At 44.3% G+C, this 21502-nt stretch carries 20 protein-coding genes; 11 read left to right on the forward strand and 9 right to left on the reverse strand.

Features of this window, described 5'->3' with window-relative positions; genetic code table 11:
• The first annotated feature begins 166 nt into the window (after window positions 1-166).
• Complete coding sequence (locus PV763_RS00885) at window positions 167-571, forward strand: hypothetical protein (protein ID WP_420937219.1); 405 nt, start codon at window positions 167-169, stop codon at window positions 569-571.
• Between the two features lie 240 nt (window positions 572-811).
• Entirely contained in the window at window positions 812-1252 is a 441-nt protein-coding gene (locus tag PV763_RS00890) for a universal stress protein (RefSeq protein ID WP_004279425.1), read from the forward strand.
• Between the two features lie 40 nt (window positions 1253-1292).
• On the opposite strand, the gene PV763_RS00895 is transcribed toward PV763_RS00890, so the two are convergent.
• Both PV763_RS00895 and PV763_RS00900 read right to left on the reverse strand, forming a co-directional pair.
• On the reverse strand, window positions 1293-1634 hold the full coding sequence (locus PV763_RS00895; RefSeq protein WP_180086571.1) for an MGMT family protein: 342 nt from the start codon (window positions 1632-1634) through the stop codon (window positions 1293-1295).
• Window positions 1635-1793: 159 nt separating this feature from the next.
• Window positions 1794-3293, reverse strand: coding sequence for a cation:proton antiporter (locus tag PV763_RS00900; protein WP_004279423.1), 1500 nt, complete (start codon window positions 3291-3293; stop codon window positions 1794-1796).
• Window positions 3294-3509: 216 nt separating this feature from the next.
• Between PV763_RS00900 and PV763_RS00905 the strand changes: the two genes are divergently transcribed.
• Entirely contained in the window at window positions 3510-4064 is a 555-nt protein-coding gene (locus PV763_RS00905) for a hypothetical protein (RefSeq protein ID WP_004279422.1), read from the forward strand.
• Window positions 4065-4103: 39 nt separating this feature from the next.
• Here the strand turns inward: PV763_RS00905 and PV763_RS00910 are convergent, their stop codons facing one another.
• The gene (locus PV763_RS00910) at window positions 4104-5009 is read right to left on the reverse strand and encodes a neutral zinc metallopeptidase (RefSeq protein ID WP_086044016.1); all 906 of its coding nucleotides are present in this window, start codon (window positions 5007-5009) and stop codon (window positions 4104-4106) included.
• A 48-nt stretch (window positions 5010-5057) separates the two neighbouring features.
• On the reverse strand, window positions 5058-5984 hold the full coding sequence (locus PV763_RS00915; RefSeq protein ID WP_086044017.1) for a DUF808 domain-containing protein: 927 nt from the start codon (window positions 5982-5984) through the stop codon (window positions 5058-5060).
• 189 nt (window positions 5985-6173) lie between these two features.
• On the opposite strand from PV763_RS00915, the gene trpS reads away from it, so the two are divergent.
• The gene (trpS, locus tag PV763_RS00920) at window positions 6174-7187 is read left to right on the forward strand and encodes a tryptophan--tRNA ligase (protein WP_064095663.1); all 1014 of its coding nucleotides are present in this window, start codon (window positions 6174-6176) and stop codon (window positions 7185-7187) included.
• Window positions 7188-7537: 350 nt separating this feature from the next.
• Here trpS and lysS read toward each other — a convergent pair whose 3' ends face one another.
• On the reverse strand, window positions 7538-9067 hold the full coding sequence (gene lysS / locus PV763_RS00925; RefSeq protein ID WP_155861861.1) for a lysine--tRNA ligase: 1530 nt from the start codon (window positions 9065-9067) through the stop codon (window positions 7538-7540).
• Between the two features lie 388 nt (window positions 9068-9455).
• Between lysS and PV763_RS00930 the strand changes: the two genes are divergently transcribed.
• Window positions 9456-9950, forward strand: coding sequence for a YqiA/YcfP family alpha/beta fold hydrolase (locus PV763_RS00930; RefSeq protein WP_004730287.1), 495 nt, complete (start codon window positions 9456-9458; stop codon window positions 9948-9950).
• Between the two features lie 43 nt (window positions 9951-9993).
• Here the strand turns inward: PV763_RS00930 and PV763_RS00935 are convergent, their stop codons facing one another.
• Window positions 9994-10536, reverse strand: coding sequence for an adenine phosphoribosyltransferase (locus PV763_RS00935; RefSeq protein ID WP_004279416.1), 543 nt, complete (start codon window positions 10534-10536; stop codon window positions 9994-9996).
• Between the two features lie 489 nt (window positions 10537-11025).
• On the opposite strand from PV763_RS00935, the gene rubA reads away from it, so the two are divergent.
• The 5 genes from rubA (at window position 11026) to PV763_RS00960 (ending at window position 15154) form a co-directional block, all read left to right on the forward strand.
• Window positions 11026-11190 (forward strand): rubredoxin RubA, encoded by a 165-nt coding sequence (gene rubA, locus PV763_RS00940; RefSeq protein WP_004279415.1) that lies wholly within the window; start codon window positions 11026-11028, stop codon window positions 11188-11190.
• 91 nt (window positions 11191-11281) lie between these two features.
• Window positions 11282-12460, forward strand: a complete 1179-nt coding sequence (rubB, locus tag PV763_RS00945) for a rubredoxin reductase RubB (protein ID WP_420937235.1) — start codon at window positions 11282-11284, stop codon at window positions 12458-12460.
• A 57-nt stretch (window positions 12461-12517) separates the two neighbouring features.
• Window positions 12518-13456, forward strand: a complete 939-nt coding sequence (gene estB, locus PV763_RS00950) for an esterase EstB (RefSeq protein WP_004646272.1) — start codon at window positions 12518-12520, stop codon at window positions 13454-13456.
• A 13-nt stretch (window positions 13457-13469) separates the two neighbouring features.
• On the forward strand, window positions 13470-14378 hold the full coding sequence (oxyR, locus tag PV763_RS00955; protein ID WP_005096255.1) for a LysR family transcriptional regulator OxyR: 909 nt from the start codon (window positions 13470-13472) through the stop codon (window positions 14376-14378).
• Between the two features lie 182 nt (window positions 14379-14560).
• Window positions 14561-15154 carry a DNA-binding response regulator gene (locus tag PV763_RS00960; RefSeq protein WP_420937220.1) on the forward strand — a complete coding sequence of 198 codons (594 nt, stop codon included), beginning with the start codon at window positions 14561-14563 and terminating at the stop codon, window positions 15152-15154.
• Between the two features lie 57 nt (window positions 15155-15211).
• Here the strand turns inward: PV763_RS00960 and ppk1 are convergent, their stop codons facing one another.
• Both ppk1 and mtgA read right to left on the reverse strand, forming a co-directional pair.
• A complete protein-coding gene (gene ppk1, locus PV763_RS00965; RefSeq protein ID WP_420937221.1) occupies window positions 15212-17293 on the reverse strand; it encodes a polyphosphate kinase 1 in 2082 nt (693 codons plus the stop codon).
• A 112-nt stretch (window positions 17294-17405) separates the two neighbouring features.
• The gene (mtgA, locus tag PV763_RS00970; protein ID WP_155861858.1) at window positions 17406-18080 is read right to left on the reverse strand and encodes a monofunctional biosynthetic peptidoglycan transglycosylase; all 675 of its coding nucleotides are present in this window, start codon (window positions 18078-18080) and stop codon (window positions 17406-17408) included.
• A 77-nt stretch (window positions 18081-18157) separates the two neighbouring features.
• On the opposite strand from mtgA, the gene PV763_RS00975 reads away from it, so the two are divergent.
• On the forward strand, window positions 18158-18976 hold the full coding sequence (locus PV763_RS00975; RefSeq protein ID WP_168386777.1) for a rhomboid family intramembrane serine protease: 819 nt from the start codon (window positions 18158-18160) through the stop codon (window positions 18974-18976).
• Window positions 18977-19009: 33 nt separating this feature from the next.
• Here the strand turns inward: PV763_RS00975 and PV763_RS00980 are convergent, their stop codons facing one another.
• On the reverse strand, window positions 19010-21502 hold the full coding sequence (locus PV763_RS00980; protein WP_420937222.1) for an ABC transporter permease: 2493 nt from the start codon (window positions 21500-21502) through the stop codon (window positions 19010-19012).

A 21502-nucleotide genomic window follows, 5' to 3' on the forward strand; every position in this document is an offset into this window, starting at 1 on the left:
GTGCGCATTATCGTAATTTCAGCTTCTATCGTCAAGCATTTTAAAACACAAATGTTCAGTCTTTATGCAAATACCGAATAAACTTTTAAATTTTAAACAAAAAAGATTTTTTTAGTATGTAATTCACGCATTCATAGCACCATTTAATTCTTCGAGGAATCATTAGATGTATAAAATCAAAATATTTATTTTACTCATTGGCCTTTCAAGTCTGAGTGCCTGCCAGACCATCTCGCCTATTTTCGTAGATTATAATGGCGTCAGACGTGATGTGGCACAGTGGATTAATCAGCAGCAACTGATGAGCATGCAGCAGAAAAGGTCTTTGGCACAACTCAGCAGAGCACAGCAGAAAATCGAGCGCTATCCGGAATATGAGCAGCCTCAACGACTGGCGGTAACCTGGGAAAATCAGATTGCATTACATTGTGCGCGCTTGCATGTGACAGAACATAAAATCCAGCAGCTACAGCAAAAAATTTATGCAGGTGAAACTCAAACAATTTTAAATCGCTATGAACAGCCGTCACCGCAAATAAAATTAGACTCCACCTCTATTCGATGTGATTAACTGGCATTTTGAATAAACTTATTAATTACATATAAATGATTAACTTAGTCTAAATAAACAACTCGGTTCAATAGCTCTAAACAGGTGCTTGATTCTTTAATCTATTAGATATTATACCTATGTATTTACTTGGTTTTATTTTTATACAATACAGGCTATGATCAAAGTATAAACAACTATTCGTACCCGGTTTAACGCGTCATAATTTTATAACTCTAAATTCCCCTTAGGAGAATTCTAATGCCTTTTGAACATATTTTAGTACCTGTTGACGGTTCAGAAACATCGTATGCTGCAGTGGATAAAGCTGTAGAAATTGCCAAAGCATTTAACAGTAAAGTCACAGTGGTTCAGGTGCTGGCGCTGGACCCTTATATCGCTGCGGAATATATCTCTGCGGCACAAACCAATGACCTGATTGAACGTGCCCGCACTTCTATCCTGAAAACGCTGGATGAAGCCAAAGCAAAATTCTCCGGTGCCGGTGTTGAAGTGGATACACAGCTCCTTGAGGGTCAGGTAATTTATAGCGAGATTGTCAAAGCAGCTAAAGATTTAAATTCTGACCTGATCGTGATTGGTTCTCATGGCCGTACTGGCTTCAAAAAACTGTTCCTTGGCAGCGTAGCGCAAAGCATTCTCGGCCAAGCGGATATTCCAGTAATGGTGATTCGCAACTAAATCATCTTTAAAATCCCCACTTTTCACCAAGTGGGGATTTTTATATCTCTACTCGACCATCCCATTGATAGCGTTTTAAATCCACTCGATCACCTCTAAAACAAATTCCTTCCTGCATGAGTTTTTGCTGCTGAATATTCTGGCCATGTTCGTCCAGTTGCTTCAGACTGATTTTCGCTTGGGCATTGATCACCCGATACCAGGGAATATTAGTGTCCGAATCTAGATGACTTAATACTCGCCCGACCAATCGCGCATGTTTGGGTAAACCTGCCAGTCTGGCAATCTGTCCGTAGGTGGCGACTTTGGCATATGGAATCTGATTGACCACAACCAAAATCATTTCTGTCATTTCCTGATTGGCTGAACTTGTCTGGGTCATTTTCATCTCATTAATAGCTCATTTAAATAAAAGATCACACCTCAACCTATCCACAAAAAGCTAGATGAAAATAATCAAGCCTGATGAAATACGCTAACCCAAGCGATCTCAGCTCACTAACAACAAATCCATAGCATATTGAGATTCTAAGTTTTAACTTTAGAAATTATCCGGATTTTCTAAGCGTTTTACTTCCTGAACCTTATCTGGATGATGCACCGTGGCGACGCCATCTGCATCTTTCTGATCAATCAGAATCTCTGGCTGAAAGATAGTGATGGTCTCATTTCCTTTGGCATCTTCCCCGACAATATAGCGAAAGCCCTTACGGTTCAACTTGTGGCACATACGTTGATACCAGCCTTTAAAGCCCTGCGTTTCTTCATTGGGATTATAATAAAATGCATTCATCACCGCAGGCAGACCCAAGCCACATACCACACCGGATAATAGCACCACAATAAAGGTATAGCCCACCAGAATACTGCTATAGGCTTCCAGCTGAGGAATATTGGCGACCGCCAGAATTAAGGCCAAAGAAATCCCGCCACGTACTCCGCCCCAAGACAGGATGGTCAAACTACCGTTATAGCTTTTCTTGCTGACTTTTGGGAACATGGCAAAGGCCAGATAGTTGGCTGCAAAACGAGCCAAATGCAGAATCACAAAGGCCACCATCCCGCCCAGAACCAGACTGGTGCTCAAGTCTAGAATAAACAACTCCAGACCGATCAGGGTAAACAGGAATGAATTGATAATTCCCTCAACCGTATGCCAGAAATGATTAACGTCACCAATTTCGGCATCTGCCAGAATTTCTTTCCATTTATTGCCAACAATCAAGCCACCAATCACACAGGCAATTGGCGCGGAAGCATGTGCCAGCAAAGCCACCAGATAGGAACCACAAGCCAGCAAGGCCGTGGTCAGAATCAGAGATTCCATTTCATGTTTGCCGCGCAAAATCCGCAAGATCGCAAAACCGAATCCGAGACCAATCAGCACCGCCACGACAATTTCATAAAGCAAGGTTTGCAGCACTGCCAGTACCGTAAAGTTTTCACCTTGCAGGACATTGAGCAAGGTCATAAATAAGGCAATACACATTGCATCATTAAACAGTGATTCGCCTTCAAGCTTGACGATCAAATGATGCGGTGCGCGAACCGAACTCAATACACCTTTGATGCCGATCGGATCTGTGGCGCCCAAGGCCGCCCCAAGTAACAGCAAAACCAGCAAGTCAACATGCTTACCAATCAGGAACTGATAACCATATAACACCACGCCAAAGAACACGGCACAGAATACTAAAGCCAGACCGGCCAGAATACTGATCGGCCGCCAGTGGTTACGCAAATCTGAGACCTTAAACTTCAGCGCAGATGAAGTCAGGATAAAACAGATCACACCATTGATCAGAAAATCATAGAAATCGACGTGACGAACAGCCTGCTCGATATTGTCAATATTGATGCTAAAGAATGGATTACCATGCAGTAAACTGGCGCCCCACTGCAAAATAAAAACAAAGATTGCAGAGACAATAGGGACACCGATCGCTTGCGGAAAGCCTAAAACGCGCTTATTAAACATGGTCGTGGCAATAGACAGAGCAAAGACCACCGTGAGTAGCTGAAGAAAAAAGAAATTTCCCATTCGGTTTCCTAAAATCGGGCGATATGGAGCACTATGCGCCGAGAGGCGTTGTTAAAATAGAGATTTAAATAGCAAGGTATTCTGGCAAAACAAGTTTAGTCCGCTTTTTTATCGAATTGAGTTAAGTTTCTTTTCAGTATTTTCGAATGATGATTTAACATACAGATCAGCACTCGGCTTTTGCTTTCCCATCATTCTATTTTGAATTTTTCTCCCATGCATCAAACTGTCAAAACCATTTTTCGTCTCTGTTTTGCCAGCGTGATTTTTCTGATCACGTTGTCCTTATGTTTTACCTGCTTTGCTAAAATTCAGGAAATTCTGCAAGCAGAACAGCATTATCAGCAAGCCACCAGCATTCCCTTAAAAAGTACAGCCGGCGAGCAGTATGTATTGGTGTCCAATAACCAGCGACCAGATAATGCCATTTTTATTCTGATTGCAGGAAATGGTTATGTGGCCAAAATCAATTGTGAGCATTACAGCGCTTTATGTAGCGATGAAGACAATCAATCGCATACCCGACAAATCCAGAGCGTTGACTTAATCAAAGCGGGAAATCTGTTCTATATTGAAAAAATCCAGTTCAGAGATAGCCGGACCGGCAAAGCAACTGCTTTAGAATATAACAAACAAGATATTCAGCAATTTTATCAAAATGACATGAGCAACCTCAAATATACAGTCTTTGCAATTGCCCTGTTTGCTTTGGCTGCCTTATTTGTCAGTATAAAAATATTAAGAAACTTCCAGCGTTTTCTGAATAAATAAAAAAAGGAGCATCTGCTCCTTTTTTTTTATCGAAGTCATTTAAATATTTTGATTGAAGGTATCACAATTCGCAACCTGACCGGATTTCAAGCCGGTATTAAACCATTGTACCCGCTGCGCGCTGCTGCCATGAGTAAAGCTGTCCGGCACCACCTGTCCGCGAGCACGTTTCTGTAAATAGTCATCGCCAATTTTATGGGCGGCATCCATCGCTTCCTGCACATCACCCTGTTCCAAAAATTGGGTTCGCTCATGATTATGGTAAGCCCAGACGCCGGCCAGACAGTCTGCCTGCAATTCCTGACGCACTGAAAGCTGATTACTTTGCACTTCGCTTGCTTGCTGACGTGCTTGCTGTACTTGAGAAGAAATACCTAAAATCGTCTGGATATGATGCCCCACTTCATGGGCCACGACATAGGCCAGCGCGAAATCCCCAGCCTGATCATTACGAGAAAGTTCAGTCGCATTCTGTTCTCCAGTGATGCCCATTTGACTGCGCATATCTTTAAAGAATGCCGTATCGATATAAACTTTCTGGTCTGCCGGACAGTAGAAAGGTCCCATCGCCGCCTGAGCCGTACCACAACCCGAATTCACAATGCCATTGAACAAAACCAGTTTCGGGGGAACATACTGCTGATTTAACTGCTGCTGAAACACCTGAGTCCAGGTATCTTCAGTATCTGCCAGTACGGTGCCGACAAAATCAATCGACTCCTGCTGTTCCGGTGTCGGATTTTCCAGCCCCCGTGTTTCCGCCGTACCCGATACGCCTTGGGTGACCTGTTTGGTGGTTTGATAAGCTTGCTGTGGATCGACGCCGAAGAATTTCCAGGCCACAAAAGCCACAATCAACCCAATAATACTGATTCCGCCAGCTTTGGCACCACCACCGCGACGGTCTTCTACATTACTACTGACACGACGACCTTTCCAACGCATAGTTTTTTCCTTTTCTTCATCTGCTCAATTTGCAGATATTTTTGCATCTTAAGCTTTTGATGATTTGGGCCAGATTTTTTTAATCAGGCTGATGACCAGCATCACCAGCAGACCCGCTAAAATTCCCACGGCGAAATTAATCAAGGTCGGTGTCAGGGCACCTACAATATTTCCGATACTGGGAATATCCTGTACATAGCTAACACTATCTTCAGTAAAGTGGTGAATAACAGGAATAGCATGATTAATAATTCCCCCACCGACCAGGAACATCGCAGCAGTTCCAACAACTGATAAAATTTTCATCAGAATCGGGGCAAATGCCAACAAGCCGCGTCCTATTTGTTGTTTAAAATCGGACTGCTGCTCGGTCAGATGCAGACCGATATCATCCAGTTTGACAATCAGGGCAACAAAACCATAGACCCCGATGGTCATCACGATCGCGATCAGGCTTAAAACGGTAACTTTGGTCAGCATAGAGGCTGCTGCCACCGTCCCCAAGGTAATCACGATAATTTCAGCCGAAAGGATAAAGTCGGTGCGAATCGCGCCTTTGACTTTTTCATTTTCAAACTGGTGCAAATCTGTTTCAGTCTGGATCAGTTGCTCACGGGCCTGTTCAGCATCCTTGGCCTTCGGTGTATACAAGGTGTGTACGATTTTTTCCACGCCTTCATAACACAGAAACAAACCACCCAGCACCAATAAGGGGTTAATCAGCCAGCCGGCAATAAAGCTGATTAACAAGGCCAGCGGCACTAAAATCAGCTTATTGACAAAAGAACCTTTGGCCACTTTCCAGACTACCGGCAATTCACGATCTGCCCGTACGCCTGACACTTGCTGTGCATTTAAAGCCAGATCATCACCGAGGACGCCTGCTGTTTTTTTGGCTGCCATTTTACTCATCACAGCCACATCATCCAAGACCGTCGCAATATCATCTAATAATAGTAATAAACTGCTCGCCATATTTATTATCCTTATCATATTTCAGTTTATTTTAATCAAAATTCTTAAAAATATTGTATTCACTTGTTTAATTAATAAGATTTTTTTAATACAGCTTTTTTTCTGGCTGACAATCAAAAACAGAATACCGTACAATGTTGCCATTCGTTAAAATACAGCTGTAGTACTGACTACCCTTTGGAATAAATAATGAGTAATCAAGATAATCGTCCAGTGATCTTGACGGGCGACCGTCCTACCGGACAACTTCACCTCGGCCACTTTGTCGGTTCATTACGCTCTCGTGTAGGCCTGCAAGATTCTCACCATCAACACTTGTTACTTGCTGATGCTCAAGCACTCACCGATAATGCCGATAATTTTGAAAAAGTACGTCGTAACATTATTGAAGTGGCGACGGATTATCTGGCTGTCGGTATTGATCCAACTAAAACCACAATTTGTGTTCAGTCATGCTTACCTGCCTTAAATGAACTGACCATGCTATATCTCAACTTTGTGACTGTTTCACGTCTTGAGCGTAACCCGACCATTAAATCTGAAATCCAGATGCGTGGTTTTGAGCGTGATATTCCAGCCGGTTTCTTGTGCTACCCGGTGGCTCAAGCTGCTGACATTACAGCATTTAAGGCAACGGTTGTTCCTGTGGGTGAAGATCAAATTCCAATGATCGAACAGACCAACGAAATCGTGCGTCGTTTAAACCGTCAAATTGGTCATGACCTGCTACCAGAATGTAAAGCATTGCTTTCCAATGTAGGCCGTTTACCTGGTTTTGATGGTAAAGCAAAGATGTCGAAATCTTTGGGCAATACCATTGTGCTGGATGCGACAGATAAAGATATCAAGAAAGCTGTCAACGCCATGTATACCGATCCAAATCACCTGCGTATTGAAGATCCAGGTCAGGTCGAAGGCAACGTGGTATTCACTTATCTAGATGCTTTTGATCCAAATAAAGAAGAGCTGGAAGAACTTAAAGCCCATTATCGTCGTGGTGGTTTAGGCGATGGTACAGTGAAAAAACGTCTGGAAGGCATTTTAAAAGAATTGATCGGTCCGATTCGTGAGCGTCGTATTGAACTGGCTAAAGATCCAGACTACATCATGGATATTCTGAAAACCGGAACTGATAAATGTCGCGATATTACTCAGGCGACTCTGGATGAAGTTAAATCTGGACTCGGCGTATTCCATTTTTAAATATAAAAAATTGCTTTTAAAAGCTCTTCTGATGAAGAGCTTTTTTATTTAAGTTGAAAATGCGCAGTAATAATGCAAATATCCCCACATAATCTCCATAGTTTTAACCTTATTTAACATGTATTAACATGAATACTGATGAGTCATATGAGAATGCGTCCTATTATGGTCATATCCAGTAAGGAATCAGATTTAACTTTCTCCACAGTTAATGAAGTAGTTTGAAAGACATTCCTTTTTCTACGCAATGACAACCCCAATCATTGCGTTTTTTTTGTCTTTAATTTTTGAATCTATTTTATTTCAAGTATAAAAAAACCCGCCAGAGCGGGTTATTTTGAATTTAGCATTTAAGCATTTTTATGACGCATATGCGGGAACAAGATCACATCGCGGATACTTGCTGCATTAGCAAAGATCATCACCAAACGGTCAATACCAATACCCTCACCTGCTGTTGGAGGAAGACCGTATTCCAATGCTTCTACAAAGTCTGCATCGTAGTGCATGGCTTCATCATCACCCGCATCTTTTTCCGCAACCTGTGCCTGGAAACGCTCAGCCTGATCGATTGGATCATTTAACTCCGAGAAGCCATTGGCCAACTCACGGCCACCAATAAAGAATTCAAAACGGTCGGTAATGTGTGGATTGTGATCATTACGGCGTGCCAATGGAGAAGTTTCCGCTGGATATTCTGTAATGAACGTCGGCTGACGCAATTTGGTTTCTACGGTTTCTTCAAATACCATGGTTTGCAGTTTGCCCAGACCAAAACCTGGTTTCACCGGCTCTTTCAATTCTTCCTGAAGGAATTTTGCCAGGAACTCACGGTCATTGACATTTTCAGGGGTAAATTGCGGGTTATTTTCCAGAATTGCATCGAACATTGAAATTTTCTTGAATGGCCCTTTGAAGCTATACACTTCATCGCCATAAGGCACATCAGTGGTACCCAAGATATCAATCGCCAGACGCTCTAGCATCTGTTCGGTCAATTCCATCAAGTCTTTGTAATCTGCATAAGCTTGGTAGAATTCGATCATGGTGAATTCAGGGTTATGACGCGTAGAAACACCTTCGTTACGGAAGTTACGGTTAATTTCAAACACACGTTCAAAACCGCCCACCACTAAACGCTTTAAGTAGAGTTCTGGCGCAATACGCAGGAACAATGACATGTCCAGTGCATTATGATGTGTTTCGAAAGGACGTGCCGATGCACCGCCTGGAATCACATGCATCATTGGCGTTTCAACTTCCATATAGCGTTTTTCGGTCAGGAAGGCACGGATACCCGCTACGACTTTGGCACGAATCTCAAAAGTTTTACGTGTTTCTTCGTTAACAATCAGATCAAGATAACGTTTACGATACTTTACTTCAGTATCGTTCAAACCATGGAACTTGTCTGGAAGCGGACGTAATGATTTGGTCAGTAATTCAAAATGTTCGATGTGTACATACAGATCGCCTTTACCCGAACGACCGATATAACCTTCGACTGCGATGATATCGCCAAGGTCCAGACCTTTAATGGTAGCCAGTACATCTTCAGCGAGTTCTTTACGCGCAACATAAAGCTGGATACGACCTGTCATGTCCTGGATCACGATAAATGAACCACGGTTCAACATCACACGACCGGCAACTTTGACGTAGACCTTTTCGCCTGCTTCAATTTCTTCTTTAGATTTATCAGCGAACTGGTCTTGTAAATCTTGGGCATAATGCTCACGCTTAAAGGTATTCGGCCATGGGCTCTTACCTGTTTCTTGTGCCTGAGCTTCGATTTGCTTTAACTTGGCATGACGCTGTGCAATTAAATCGTTTTCGGAAATGATTTGTTCAGAAGTCGATTGAGCGTTAGTTTGCGTCATCTCTGCCTCGAATAAGATTAGTTAAAAAATAGAAGTTGCATAGAATAGCAGAAATCCTTCTCAAATCGTAGCGTAAACACTCTCAGGAACCGGCTTTTCTTTGGAAAAATCCACTATCCTGCTATTTACACCATTCGGTTCAGCCCTTCTGTCACTCTTTTAAATTGCCTTTCTTCAACCTTTTGCAGCACCCAGCTGCTCTCTGTTGGGATTAAAGTCTAAACCAGACAGGTCTTATATAAAATCATCGCACTACAAATCTGCGGCTTAGACCAATAGCTAACTGCCTTGTATACCCAGACGTTCTACAATGACGCTCAGCTTCAAGATGATGTGCCAATCAACAAATAACCAATATGGCATGTCCCATAAAAATGAGTAATGTACTATGTCTAAGATTTTGTTTATACATGGCTTAGATTCCTCCAGAGAATCCACCAAGTTCCATGCCATTGATGTGGTACACAAGTACTGTATCGATGTCGATTACCGAAATCTGAGCTATAGTTCGGTCGCCGAGTTTTATCATGAGATGATTGAAACCATCAAACCAGATATTCTGGTCGGCCACAGTCTTGGCGGTTATTGGGCACTGAAAATGTCACAGGCGTATCAAATTCCCTGTGTAGTGGCTAATCCCATTTTGCAGCCTAACTTCCGCGATGATTATCCGCCGATTGGGCATCACGATTTACAGCATGACATTCCTCAATTTGCCTATCTTGAACTGGGCGATGAAATTCTGGATATGCATGCGGTTCAGACACAACTTGAAGACTATATGCAAATTCAGGCAGTTGATGGCGGCCATCATCGTCTGGAACATCCTGAGCAAATTAATACGCTGATTCAGGAAATCGAAGATCATTTTATCAGGCAATAAAAAAGCCCCACAATTTCGGGGCTTTTTTACAAAAAATTATGACTTAAGCAACTGCAGCTTCAGGCTGAGATTTGTCATCCAATACTGACCAGATATCCAGGCCTAATTCAGCATGCAGGTCAGGAAGATCAAGGAAGATACTTGCACCAAGTACTTCATGTTGACATTTTTGAGCCAGTTCATTCACTGCTTTTAAGGTTCCGCCACTTGCCAGAACATCATCCACAATAATTACTTTCTGGGACTGAACTTCCGCAGACATTTCTAAACGATCCAGACCATATTCCAGGCTATAACCCACACCGACCACTGGAGGTGGCAATTTACCTGCTTTACGCACCAACAATAAGCCTTTGCCTGTACGTTGTGCCAACAAGCTTGCCAACACAAAACCACGCGCTTCAACCGCAATAAAGCTTTCTACTTCTGCCAGTTTGTCAGCAGGAATGCTGGCAATCAAAGCGTCAGTCAATGGACCAATATTGCTCATGAAAAGTGGGGTCAAATCAAAGAAGCAAATTCCTGGTTTTGGAAAATCTTGGACCGTACGAATGTGAGACCACAAAGAAGTAGACAAATTGCTCATGGGAGATCTTAAAAAAAGAAAAGGAATATGGGAATTTTAAACCTATTTGAGTAGAGCGGACAAGCCAAGCTGTCTAATAAAAACCCGAAATTTAATCACAAGCTATTGATTTTATTATATTGATTTATTTTAAAAATATTTAATATAGATTTTTCTTATCTTAAAATATCTAAATATTGAGATTTTTACTGCACGACTTTGGTCTATAGCCGCTTATTTGTGCTGAATTTGGTCATTGTCTCGACACCAAATCCTGCAATAAACTGTACCAGCGCGAGGACTGAGACGGATTACCACATAAATCGGCTATCTCGGGGCAATTCTGCTGCTAATTTCGCTGATTAAGCTTTTATTCACTTTACTTTCTGAATAGAACTGCGTAAAAATTTAGCCAAATATGTTCACTGTTAAAAAGTCATATTCTTTTAGAGTCTTGCCTTTTATGGATTTTAAGCTGACGCCTACAGTTGCTCAGTTTTGGAGAGTTACATGAGAAAGTTTCAATGCATCGTATGTGGATGGATTTATGATGAGGCAGAAGGTTGGCCTCAAGACGGGATCGTGGCAGGCACCAAATGGGAAGATATCCCGGATGACTGGACCTGTCCGGATTGCGGCGTGTCTAAAGTCGATTTCGAAATGATCGAAGTCTAATCACGTCCAGTTAAAGACCATATCCATATGGTCTTTTTTTATGCCTTTCAATCATTTATACAGCATGGAGCTCTACCATATGGAAACAACTATGCATCCTATCGTCATTATTGGTTCAGGTATGGCGGGTTATGCCGTAGCACGTGAATTTCGTAAACTCAATCCAGAACATGAATTGCTGATGATCTGTGCGGATGATGCGGTCAATTATGCCAAACCGACGCTTTCCAACGCTCTGGCCGGCAATAAAGCACCTGAACAAATTCCACTGGGCGATGCAGCTAAAATGTCAGCACAGCTGAATATGCACATTGAACAGCATACTTGGGTCAAAGCGATTCATCCGGAAGATCATCAGCTGGTTGTGGAAAAAGATGGTCAGGAAAGCACGCAACATTATAGCAAACTGGTATTAGCCGTCGGTGCCAATCCGGTACGTCTGGCGATTGCTGGTGATGCCAGCGATGACATTCATGTCGTCAATAATTTGAGTGACTATAAAGCTTTCCGTAGCAACCTGGCAGCACGTGAAGACAAACGTGTAGTGATTTTAGGTGCAGGCCTGATTGGCTGTGAATTTGCCAATGACCTGCAAAATACCGATCATCAGGTTACGGTCATTGATTTGGCGCCTCAGCCGCTTGGCCGTTTATTGCCAGAACATGTTGCCACAGCATTCCAGAAGAATCTTGAAGAAACCGGCATTCACTTTGTCCTGGGCACAACAGTCGAAAAAGTCTCTCGTGCGGACAATGGTGATTATCTGGTCACGCTGGCCAACGGTCAGTCTTTGGTCGCTGATGTAGTGTTATCTGCGGTGGGCTTACAGCCGAATATTTCTTTGGCGAAACAGGCAGACGTACATACCAGTCGCGGAGTTTTGACCACCGCACAACTGGAAACCAACCAGGCCGACATCTATGCTGTAGGTGACTGTGCCGAGGTCAATGGAACTTTATTGCCTTATGTCATGCCGATCATGCAACAAGCCCGCGCTTTGGCAAAAACCTTAAACGGTGAACATACCGCTGTACATTATCCGGCTATGCCAGTGGCAGTCAAAACGCCTGCTGCACCTTTAACGGTATTACCTGCACCAGTTGATGTTGATGTCACCTGGGAAACTGAAGAGTTTGACGATGGCATGCTGGCTAAAGCGTTCGATGCTAACGGCACCTTACGTGGTTTCGTGCTTTTGGGCGCCACTGCAGCCAAACAGCGTCTGGCCTTGACCAAACAGGTTCCTGACTTGATTCCTGCTGCGGTTTAGAGGTTTAATAGCAAGGATATTTTTTAAACGAAATATCCTTTAATTAGGACAGCGACTATGTACAGCGCAGCACAGTTTAATCTTTCCCCTTATACCTCGTTCATGCATGAAACCAAGGTTGATCTTGGCAATGGGATCCAACTACATGTCGAGGTTGGTGGAAATCCGGAACATCCCACCATTTTGCTGATTATGGGGCTGGGTGGGCAAATGCTGTACTGGCCTGACTTTTTCTGTAAGTCACTGATTGACAATGGTTATCACATCATCCGTTTTGATAATCGTGATATTGGCCTGTCTTCAAAAGTTCATCACAAAGGTCCACGCCTGAATACTCTGAAAATGATGAGCCGGTTTGTGCTGGGTCTGGGTAATCAGGGTGCACCTTATGATCTGTATGATATGGCCGAAGATGTCAGTCTGTTGATTGAAAAAATGCAGCTGGAACAAGTCTATGTGCTGGGTGCTTCGATGGGCGGTATGATTGCCCAGATTCTGGCCGCGCGTTATCCGGACAAAGTCAAAAAACTGGGCTTACTGTTTACCAGTAATAACCAGCCGATGTTGCCACCGCCCTTCCCTAAGCAACTCTTTAGTTTGATTGACAAACCGGCTTCAACAGATGAAGATGGCATTGTTGATCATAGTTTGAAACTGTTTAAGATCATCGGCTCACCAGGTTATGTCAATCATCTGGAAGCGGTGCAGACCGCCCGTAAATTATATAAGCGAAGTTACTATCCTGCTGGTGTACTTCAACAGTTTTTAGCAATATTATGTACAGGCTCATTGCTGCAACTGGACAAGCAAATCAAACAAGAAACCCTGGTGGTCCATGGTTCTCGAGATCGATTGCTGCCTCCTAGCCATGGCAAGGCCGTTGCGAAAGCAATTTCAGGGGCTAAATTTGAATTAATTGATGGAATGGGGCATGATATCCCACCGCATTTTATTCCATATCTTAGCGAATTATTTGCTGATCATTTTAAATCATAAACATTAGGACACTATGGCTGCATTACCATCCCTAAGACAGCTGTCATACCTCGTAACACTGTCAGAGACGCTACATTTTACAGAAGCTGCTCGCCGCTCCTTTGTCACCCAGTCTACCTTGTCTGGCGGCATCATGGAGCTGGAGCGTTTACTCGGTGGCGTACTTGTTGAACGCGACCGCCAGAATGTTCGTTTAACGCCTCTTGGTGAACAAGTGGTTGCACGCGCACGTGTTCTACTGGCCGATGCTCAGGACCTAATGCGTTTAAGTCGTGAGATGAGTGAACCTTTAACCGGTGATCTACATCTCGGCGTCATTCCAACAATTGCACCTTTCCTATTGTCCCAGCTGCTGGATGAAGTGCATAAGCAATTACCAAAAATCCAGTTGCATCTGCATGAAGCGCAAAGTGAAAAGATTGTAGAAAAGCTGGAACATGGCAACCTGGATATGGTGGCTTTGGCATTGCCTTTCGACACCCGTGGTCTGAAAGTTGCTGAAATTGCCAAAGAGAATCTGTATCTGGTTTACCAAAAATCTGATCAGCATGCTGCACAAGCAAACTCTTTAGAAGATCTGGATCTGTCTCGCCTGATGTTACTTGAAGAAGGTCATTGCCTGCGTGATCATGCCTTGAGTGCCTGCCCGATTGGTGAGCGTAAAAATGATCACCGTTTAAAAGCCAGCTCACTGCCGACTTTAATCGAAATGGTGTCTGCAAATCTGGGCTTTACCCTGCTGCCTGAAATTGCGATTCATACCAATATGGTGAAAGCCAATCCTGAGATTCAGGTAAAAGCGATCGATTCAGCCCCAAGTCGTACCCTGGCATTGGTAACCCGTAAAAGCACACCGCTGCAAAGCGAGTTTGATGTGCTATTACAGATTTTCCAGAAAATCACTCAGCACGATGCTGCCTGATCTATAGATAATAAAAAGGAGCACATGTTGCTCCTTTTTTATATCTTGAATTGAATGCATCCAGTCCGCCTAGAAACTTAGAATCTCTACATTTCAGCTAAATCACTATTCTTTGGGATAGGCATTTGCATCTGCCTGATTCACAGTATAGCTCTCTATCGCATCTACAGGATCGCGTTTTATTGGCTAGCCTTTTGCCTGCACCGGTTTTAGTGATTCGTTCACCGACTGGACTCGACCTGTCAAAAATCCAGACCGTGCTACAGCAACTCGGCTATCAGCCAGATATGCTGCTGTATGCGGACAATATGCTGTCCGCACAATCCATGATTACTGAACATCTGCCCAACCTGATTCTTTATCATGCAGCAACAACTTCAGAGATCAGTTTGATCCTTCAGCTGAAACAGCAAAGCCCGTACCCGCCTGTTATTGCCATATTCAATACGGATTCCATAGCAACGATCTATTCTGCTTTATTATCCGGAGCAGATAGCTATATGCAGCATCATGATTCATTACAGCAGTTCGCTGAGAGTCTAAAAATTGTCTTACGCGGCGGAGCCTACATTCATACTGAACTGGCAGACTATATCCTGCACCAGCCCATTGCTAAAACCTGTCTTAACCTCGCTGAATTGCAGTTATTAAAATTATTGAGTCAACATAAATTGCAAGCCGAGCGACAAGATCAGCTCGAGATGAAAGATTATCAGATGTATAGTCGGGTCAAACACATCTATCGAAAACTGTTCAGACTCAGCTTGAACAGTTAAATTCTATGTTTGGAATAAAAAAGGGGCTGAATATTCAGCCCCTTTAAATACTTAAACTTATTTAAACAGCTCTAACAGAATACGTTGTGCATTATGCGGTTTGTTACCTTCTTTTGGCTGTGCCCGCAGCCAGGTGCCATCACCTTGCAATAACCAGGATTGCTGATTGTCTTTCAGGTAATTCAACAGACCTTGTTGATAGATACGTTTTTTCAAGGCTTCATCTTCGACCGGGAAACAGGCTTCGACCCGATTAAACAGGTTACGATCCATCCAGTCTGCACTTGAACAGTAAATACGTGAATTGCCATTATTGCTGAAATAATACACGCGGGTATGTTCCAGGAAACGTCCGACAATTGAACGCACCCTGATATTTTCCGACAGACCAGGCAACCCCGGACGCAAACTGCAAATCGAGCGAATAATCAGGTCAATCTGCACCCCCGCCTGAGAGGCTTCATAGAGTTTGTTAATCAACTGCATTTCGGTCAGCGCATTGACTTTGACAATAATCTGCGCCGGTTTCCCTGCTTGAGCATAGGCAATTTCATTATCGATATAGTTCAGTAACTGGGCATGCAAGGTAAATGGCGCATGTAGCAGCTTTTTCAGCTTGGCCATTTTCCCCATACCGGTCAGTTCCTGGAAAATACGATGCACATCTTCACACAGATCCTTATCCGTCGTTAACAGACCATAATCGGTATAGATTCGCGCATTGCCGGCGTGATAATTACCGGTGCCCAGATGCACATAACGCACCAGTTTGTTATTTTCCCGGCGCACGACCAGAATCATCTTGGCGTGAGTTTTGTAACCGACAATGCCGTAGACCACGACCGCACCCGCTTCTTGCAGTACATTGGCGACTTCAATATTGGATTCCTCATCGAAACGCGCACGCAATTCAATGACTGCGGTGACTTCCTTGCCATTACGAGCAGCTTCAGCCAGCACCTGGACAATTTCAGAATCTGGCCCACTACGGTATAAGGTCTGCTTGATCGCCAGCACTTGCGGATCGCGTGCCGCTTCACGTAATAATGAAATCACCGGCGCAAAAGATTCAAAGGGATGATGCAGCAAAATATCCTGCTTCTGCATCGCACTAAAAATATTTTCAGATTTTTTCAGTACTTTGGGAATGATCGGCGTATGCGAGTCATAACGTAAATGTGGACGCTTAAAGTTAGACAGCAAACGTGCCAGATTGACCGGGCCAGCAACTTTATAAAGCTGCTCGTCGTCCAGATCAAATTCATTGAGCAGATATTCATAAATATGCTGCGGACAATTTTCTGTCACTTCGAGACGTACCGCACGACCAAAACGGCGTGAACTGAGCTCGCCTTTGAGCGCCTTGGCCAGATCTTCGACATCTTCATTCAAGGCCAAATCGGCATTTCGAGTGACACGGAACTGATAACAGCCAGTCGCCGTCATCCCCGGGAACAGATCAGACACATGCTCATGAATAATCGCCGACAGCATCACATGATGTTCTTTTCCATCGGTCAGTTCATCCGGTAAACGCACCACGCGTGGCAGTGAACGCGGTGCAGGTACCACAGCCAGATCAATCTGACGGCCAAAGGCATCTTTCCCTTCCAGCGTGACAATAAAGTTCAGTGATTTATTCACCAGTCGCGGGAATGGATGCGCTGGGTCTAGGCTGATTGGCGTGAGGACGGGAGCCACCTGCTCCTGAAAATATTTTTTGACCCAGGCAGATTGTGCTGGGGTCAATTCACCACGGCGCAAGAAGCAAATATCTTCCTCACGCAATTTTGGCAAAATTTCTTCATTTAAAATACGGTATTGACGTTCAATGGCGGCATGCGCCGTTTTAGAAATCTGTTCTAAAACCTGCTTTGGAGTCAAGCCATCCGGACTCCGGCTTTCATTGTCCAGATCCAGTTGTTCCATCATCCCGGCGACCCGGATTTCAAAAAACTCGTCCAGATTACGCGAGAAAATCAACAGGAAATTCATGCGTTCGAGCAATGGATGTAAAGGATCGACAGCCTGTTCCAGGACACGTAAATGGAAGTCTAGGATAGACAGTTCACGATTAATATAACGATCATTATATGTATATTCGGGCTGTGCTGAAGTTGTGCTGGCTGCCGTATTCATATCAAACCTATGCGGATTTAAAATTGTGCTTATCGCTCCAAGTATGCTTCAAATTGATGACAATTTCATAAAAAAAAGCCCAAATAATTGGGCTTTCTCTTCAAATCATCAATTAAGGTAATTCTGCATAGCGCATATAGCGCTGAATCATCCGCTTACGTGCATTTAATGCAGAGGAATTGCGATGATCCTGGAAATATTTCGGATTGGTCAAAATGGCAGCCAGAAAGATGGCTTGATCCCGGGTCAGGCTTTGCGCAGTTTTACCAAAATAATGTTTGGCCGCCGCTTCAACGCCGTAGATATTTTCCCCGAACTCAATCGAGTTTAAATAGACTTCCAGAATCCGTTCTTTCGACCACATGCGTTCCATCATCCAGGTCGCGACAGCTTCTTGTCCTTTACGTACAAATGAACGCTTGTTGACAAGGAAGAGGTTTTTCGCCAATTGCTGGGAGATTGTCGAACCACCGGCCACTACACGGCCCTGATTTCTGTTCTTATTCAGCGCAGTTTGAATTCCGTCCCAGTCAAAACCATGGTGATGAATAAATTTTCCATCTTCTGCAGTGACGATGGCACGTTTCAGATTCAGGCTGATTTCGTCATAGGGACGCCACTGATGCTGAATCGCTTTGGAAGGTTCTGTCCAGTAATCAATCCGCATCATCATGGTAGTGTTCACCGGATTGGTTCGCCACCAGGCCAGACTGGCAAAGATCCACAATTGAACCAGCAGAATCACACTGACGATGACGAGCATCGTGCGGATCAGAAAGGCTTTCATGTCAGTGCGTTACTCCTGAAAATTTAATTTTTCGTGTTAAGCTTATTCGAAATATACAATCACAGCAAAAAAATAGCATGTCTGAATACTCTCCCCCTGTCGAACATCGCAAACTTGAAATGCATCTCTGGTGGATCACCGCCATCTTAATCGGGATCAATGTTGGATTATTTGGCTGGCAAGCCATCAATGGCATGGATGTTAGCCAGCCGAGTACCCGAGACGCTATTCTCTGGGGTGCCGATTATGCACCTTTAACCTATTTAGCGGAACCCATGCGCTTGTTTAGCAGCATGTTTTTTCATTTTGGCCTGATTCACCTGATGTTGAATATGTGGGCCTTGTATATTTTTGGTAGTGTTGCCGAACAACTGTTTGGCCGGATGTATTTTATTGGCCTGTATGTGTGTGCCGGACTGATGGGCAGCCTGCTCAGTGGCTATATGAACATTCAGGACAGCTATAGCCTGATCGAAGGCGGTGTGGCTAATCCCGATTTATTGCCTGCAGTCAGTGCCGGCGCATCTGGTGCTGTGATGGGACTCGGGGCTTCACTTACGGTGCTGGCCTTATTGCCAATGCTGCCACAGCAACGTTTTATTCTGGATAAAAAAACCCTGGTGACGGTGATGGGTCTAAACCTCGCGCTGGGCTTTATGATCAGCGGAATCAACAATGCCGCACATATTGGCGGCATGCTGATGGGGGCTTTTCTCACCTTGCTCTGGTACATCGGGCAAAAAATGCAGCGTAGCCACCTGTTCAATCTGATTGCCCTGCTTGTCGGTTTCGGCCTTTGTGTGATGCTTTATCAACATAACTTGGCCTTACTCGAACCCATTCGTCCACTGTGGCAAGAGATTCTGGAAATGATGCAACAGCAACTAAAACTTTAACTTTCAGTCAGTTTAAAACCGCGGAGATGAATCTTATTGATTCATCTCGCGCAAGCTTTGTAAAGGCGGAATATCCGACAGATAACTCAGACGATATCGGCCAATCAGCGCACATAAAGCGGTCATAAAGATCGGCAGGATAATCCAGATTTCCCAATGCGGCTGAATCATTAAATCCATTTTATAACTGGCAATCGCACTGATCACTTCGGCAAACAGGCAGGAAACTATTCCGGCAAACAGCCCAATAAAACCAATTTCCAGACTCATCATGGTTTTCAGTTTCTGCTTGGAACTACCGAATGATCGGAGCAAAGCTACTTCACGTTTGCGTTCGTCCATCAACAGGTTCAAACAGGCCATCAGCACCAGAAAACCGGAAATGCTGACCAGTACTGCCAGAATGGTCACGATTTGCACTAGCACATTCACAATGCGTTTGATCTCTTCCAGAATCAGGCTGACATCAATAAACACCGTGTTGGAAAATTGCTGGATCACAGACACCAGTTTGCCCTTATCTACCTCCGGGACATAAAAACTGCCCAGATAACTGCCGGCATTGGCATCCATGGTATTGGGTGCAAAGATAAAGAAAAAGTTGGGACTAAAACTTTCCCATTCGACGGTTCTTAGATTAACGACTTTAGCTTCCAGTATCCCTTCCGGCAGGCTGAAACTGAGTTTATCTCCAATCTTGATCCCTAACTCTTCAGCAGTATTGGCTTCGACCGATACGGTGCCGACTTGTTTTAATACCGCGTCACCACTGACAATCACATTATCCTGAGGATAGCGGTTTGACTGGGTCAGATTCAGCTCACGTCTTAAAGTATTGCTACTTTTAACCAACTCTTCGGCAAATGGCTGATCATTTTTGGCGACCAGACGCCCACGGACATTTGGATATAGCGGTGTGCTTTTCCAGCCATTCTGCTCAAGTTGGGCTTTGAGATCCGGCATATCAAAAGGCGGTAAGCCATAAACAAACTGGTTCGGCGTACCTTCCGGTAACTGTTGCTGCCAACGATCTAGCAGATCGGTACGCAAGACTGCCAATACTGTAATCAGGCTCAAGCCCAAGGCTAAAGCCGTAATCTGCAAGGCGGTCTGAGAAGGTGTGCGTACATAGGCTGACAGATTCAGCTTCATATTCCGCAGCAGTTTCAACACCCCCCATACCGTCAGATACAACACCGCACATAACACAATAATCGCGCCAATCACCCAGGCGGTCAGCAAAAGATTTTCAGTCAAAATCACACTAAAAATAATCAGGCTGAGCGTTCCGGTCAGCAGCATCCACAGCATAGATTGCACTGATTTTTCCTGCTGGCGGATCACCCGAATCGGTGGCGTATTCAGCAGTTGCAATAAGCTTGGCATCACAAAACCGAGTAACACTACAGCACTGGTCAGCATCGCGACCGGCAATGGGCCGAGCAACATTGCGATAGCGGAAAACTCAATCTGCAAATTCGGAATCAGCTGCAACATCAACTGTAACAGGCCATAACCCAGACTGATCCCGACCACGGTACCAATTAGCATCGCAATCAACAGCACCATCCCGAGTAAAGCCAGATAAGCCGACAGAATCTGCTGCTTGGTGGCACCGATACAACGCATCAAGGCAATATGATCCTGATTCTGCTGCACATAGCGCTGCGCGGTTAAGGCTATAGCAATCCCGCATAATAGAATGGTCAGAATATTGGCCAGTTGCAGGAAAGTGTCCAGATTGGCGATTGGCTTCATCAAGCGGGTATTGCCTTCACTGGCATTGCGTAACCTGAGACTGCTTTGCTCCTCAAACTCCTGCCCTTGTACTTCCGCTGGCGTTTCAGCCGAGCCGTTTGCTGACTTGACCTGCTGCTTGAACAGGGCTTCATATTGTTGGGTATCATCCGGACGGCCAGCCATGAGTAAGCGATATTCAATCCGGCTCCCTACCTGAATGGCATTAGTTCGTGACACATCCGCCTGGGAGATAATCACCGTTGGTGAAAATCCGGAAAATCCAAGCTCCTGATTGGAGTCCTGTTCAATCTTGGCGGTGACTTTGAATGCTGCATCGGCAATATTGAGCTGATCCCCCAATTTGACTTTGAGCAAATCCATGGCTCGTGGACTGAGCCAGATTTCACCAGACTGAATCGACTTTTTTGCCGGTTGCACCCGCAGTTCGCCACGCAAAGGAAAAGCCTGATCAATGGCTTTGACATTGACCATGACAAACTGCGCATCGGTATAGGCCATACTGCTAAAGAAAGTGACTTCTGACTGCTTTAAATCCAGCTGCTTGGCCTGATCACGCCACTGCTTTGGCAACGGCTCATTATCTGAAAGCACCAGATCACCAGCCAACATTTCTGCTGCCTGCAAGGCGACTGCATTTTGGATCTGCTCGTTACTAAACTTGAGTGCAGTAGTCGCACTGATCGCCAGTGTTAAGGCAATAATCAGCAGATAAATCCCGGTGGTTTTAAAGCTTTGCGTCAGTAAAGGACGAAATAATGGATTCAT

The sequence above is a fragment of the Acinetobacter sp. AS5 genome (assembly GCF_048957595.1).
GTDB lineage: Bacteria > Pseudomonadota > Gammaproteobacteria > Pseudomonadales > Moraxellaceae > Acinetobacter.

Bases quoted from the DNA above. Each gene is read 5' to 3' on its own strand.
- estB (WP_004646272.1), top strand. From the start codon at position 12,518: ATGTACAGCGCAGCACAGTTTAATCTTTCCCCTTATACCTCGTTCATG.
- lysS (WP_155861861.1), bottom strand. From the start codon at position 9,067: ATGACGCAAACTAACGCTCAATCGACTTCTGAACAAATCATTTCCGAA.
- oxyR (WP_005096255.1), top strand. From the start codon at position 13,470: ATGGCTGCATTACCATCCCTAAGACAGCTGTCATACCTCGTAACACTG.
- rubB (WP_420937235.1), top strand. From the start codon at position 11,282: ATGCATCCTATCGTCATTATTGGTTCAGGTATGGCGGGTTATGCCGTA.
- PV763_RS00915 (WP_086044017.1), bottom strand. From the start codon at position 5,984: ATGGCGAGCAGTTTATTACTATTATTAGATGATATTGCGACGGTCTTG.
- PV763_RS00905 (WP_004279422.1), top strand. From the start codon at position 3,510: ATGCATCAAACTGTCAAAACCATTTTTCGTCTCTGTTTTGCCAGCGTG.
- PV763_RS00890 (WP_004279425.1), top strand. From the start codon at position 812: ATGCCTTTTGAACATATTTTAGTACCTGTTGACGGTTCAGAAACATCG.
- PV763_RS00935 (WP_004279416.1), bottom strand. From the start codon at position 10,536: ATGAGCAATTTGTCTACTTCTTTGTGGTCTCACATTCGTACGGTCCAA.
- PV763_RS00885 (WP_420937219.1), top strand. From the start codon at position 167: ATGTATAAAATCAAAATATTTATTTTACTCATTGGCCTTTCAAGTCTG.
- trpS (WP_064095663.1), top strand. From the start codon at position 6,174: ATGAGTAATCAAGATAATCGTCCAGTGATCTTGACGGGCGACCGTCCT.
- PV763_RS00975 (WP_168386777.1), top strand. From the start codon at position 18,158: ATGTCTGAATACTCTCCCCCTGTCGAACATCGCAAACTTGAAATGCAT.
- PV763_RS00895 (WP_180086571.1), bottom strand. From the start codon at position 1,634: ATGACCCAGACAAGTTCAGCCAATCAGGAAATGACAGAAATGATTTTG.
- rubA (WP_004279415.1), top strand. From the start codon at position 11,026: ATGAGAAAGTTTCAATGCATCGTATGTGGATGGATTTATGATGAGGCA.
- mtgA (WP_155861858.1), bottom strand. From the start codon at position 18,080: ATGAAAGCCTTTCTGATCCGCACGATGCTCGTCATCGTCAGTGTGATT.
- ppk1 (WP_420937221.1), bottom strand. From the start codon at position 17,293: ATGAATACGGCAGCCAGCACAACTTCAGCACAGCCCGAATATACATAT.
- PV763_RS00980 (WP_420937222.1), bottom strand. From the start codon at position 21,502: ATGAATCCATTATTTCGTCCTTTACTGACGCAAAGCTTTAAAACCACC.
- PV763_RS00930 (WP_004730287.1), top strand. From the start codon at position 9,456: ATGTCTAAGATTTTGTTTATACATGGCTTAGATTCCTCCAGAGAATCC.
- PV763_RS00910 (WP_086044016.1), bottom strand. From the start codon at position 5,009: ATGCGTTGGAAAGGTCGTCGTGTCAGTAGTAATGTAGAAGACCGTCGC.
- PV763_RS00900 (WP_004279423.1), bottom strand. From the start codon at position 3,293: ATGGGAAATTTCTTTTTTCTTCAGCTACTCACGGTGGTCTTTGCTCTG.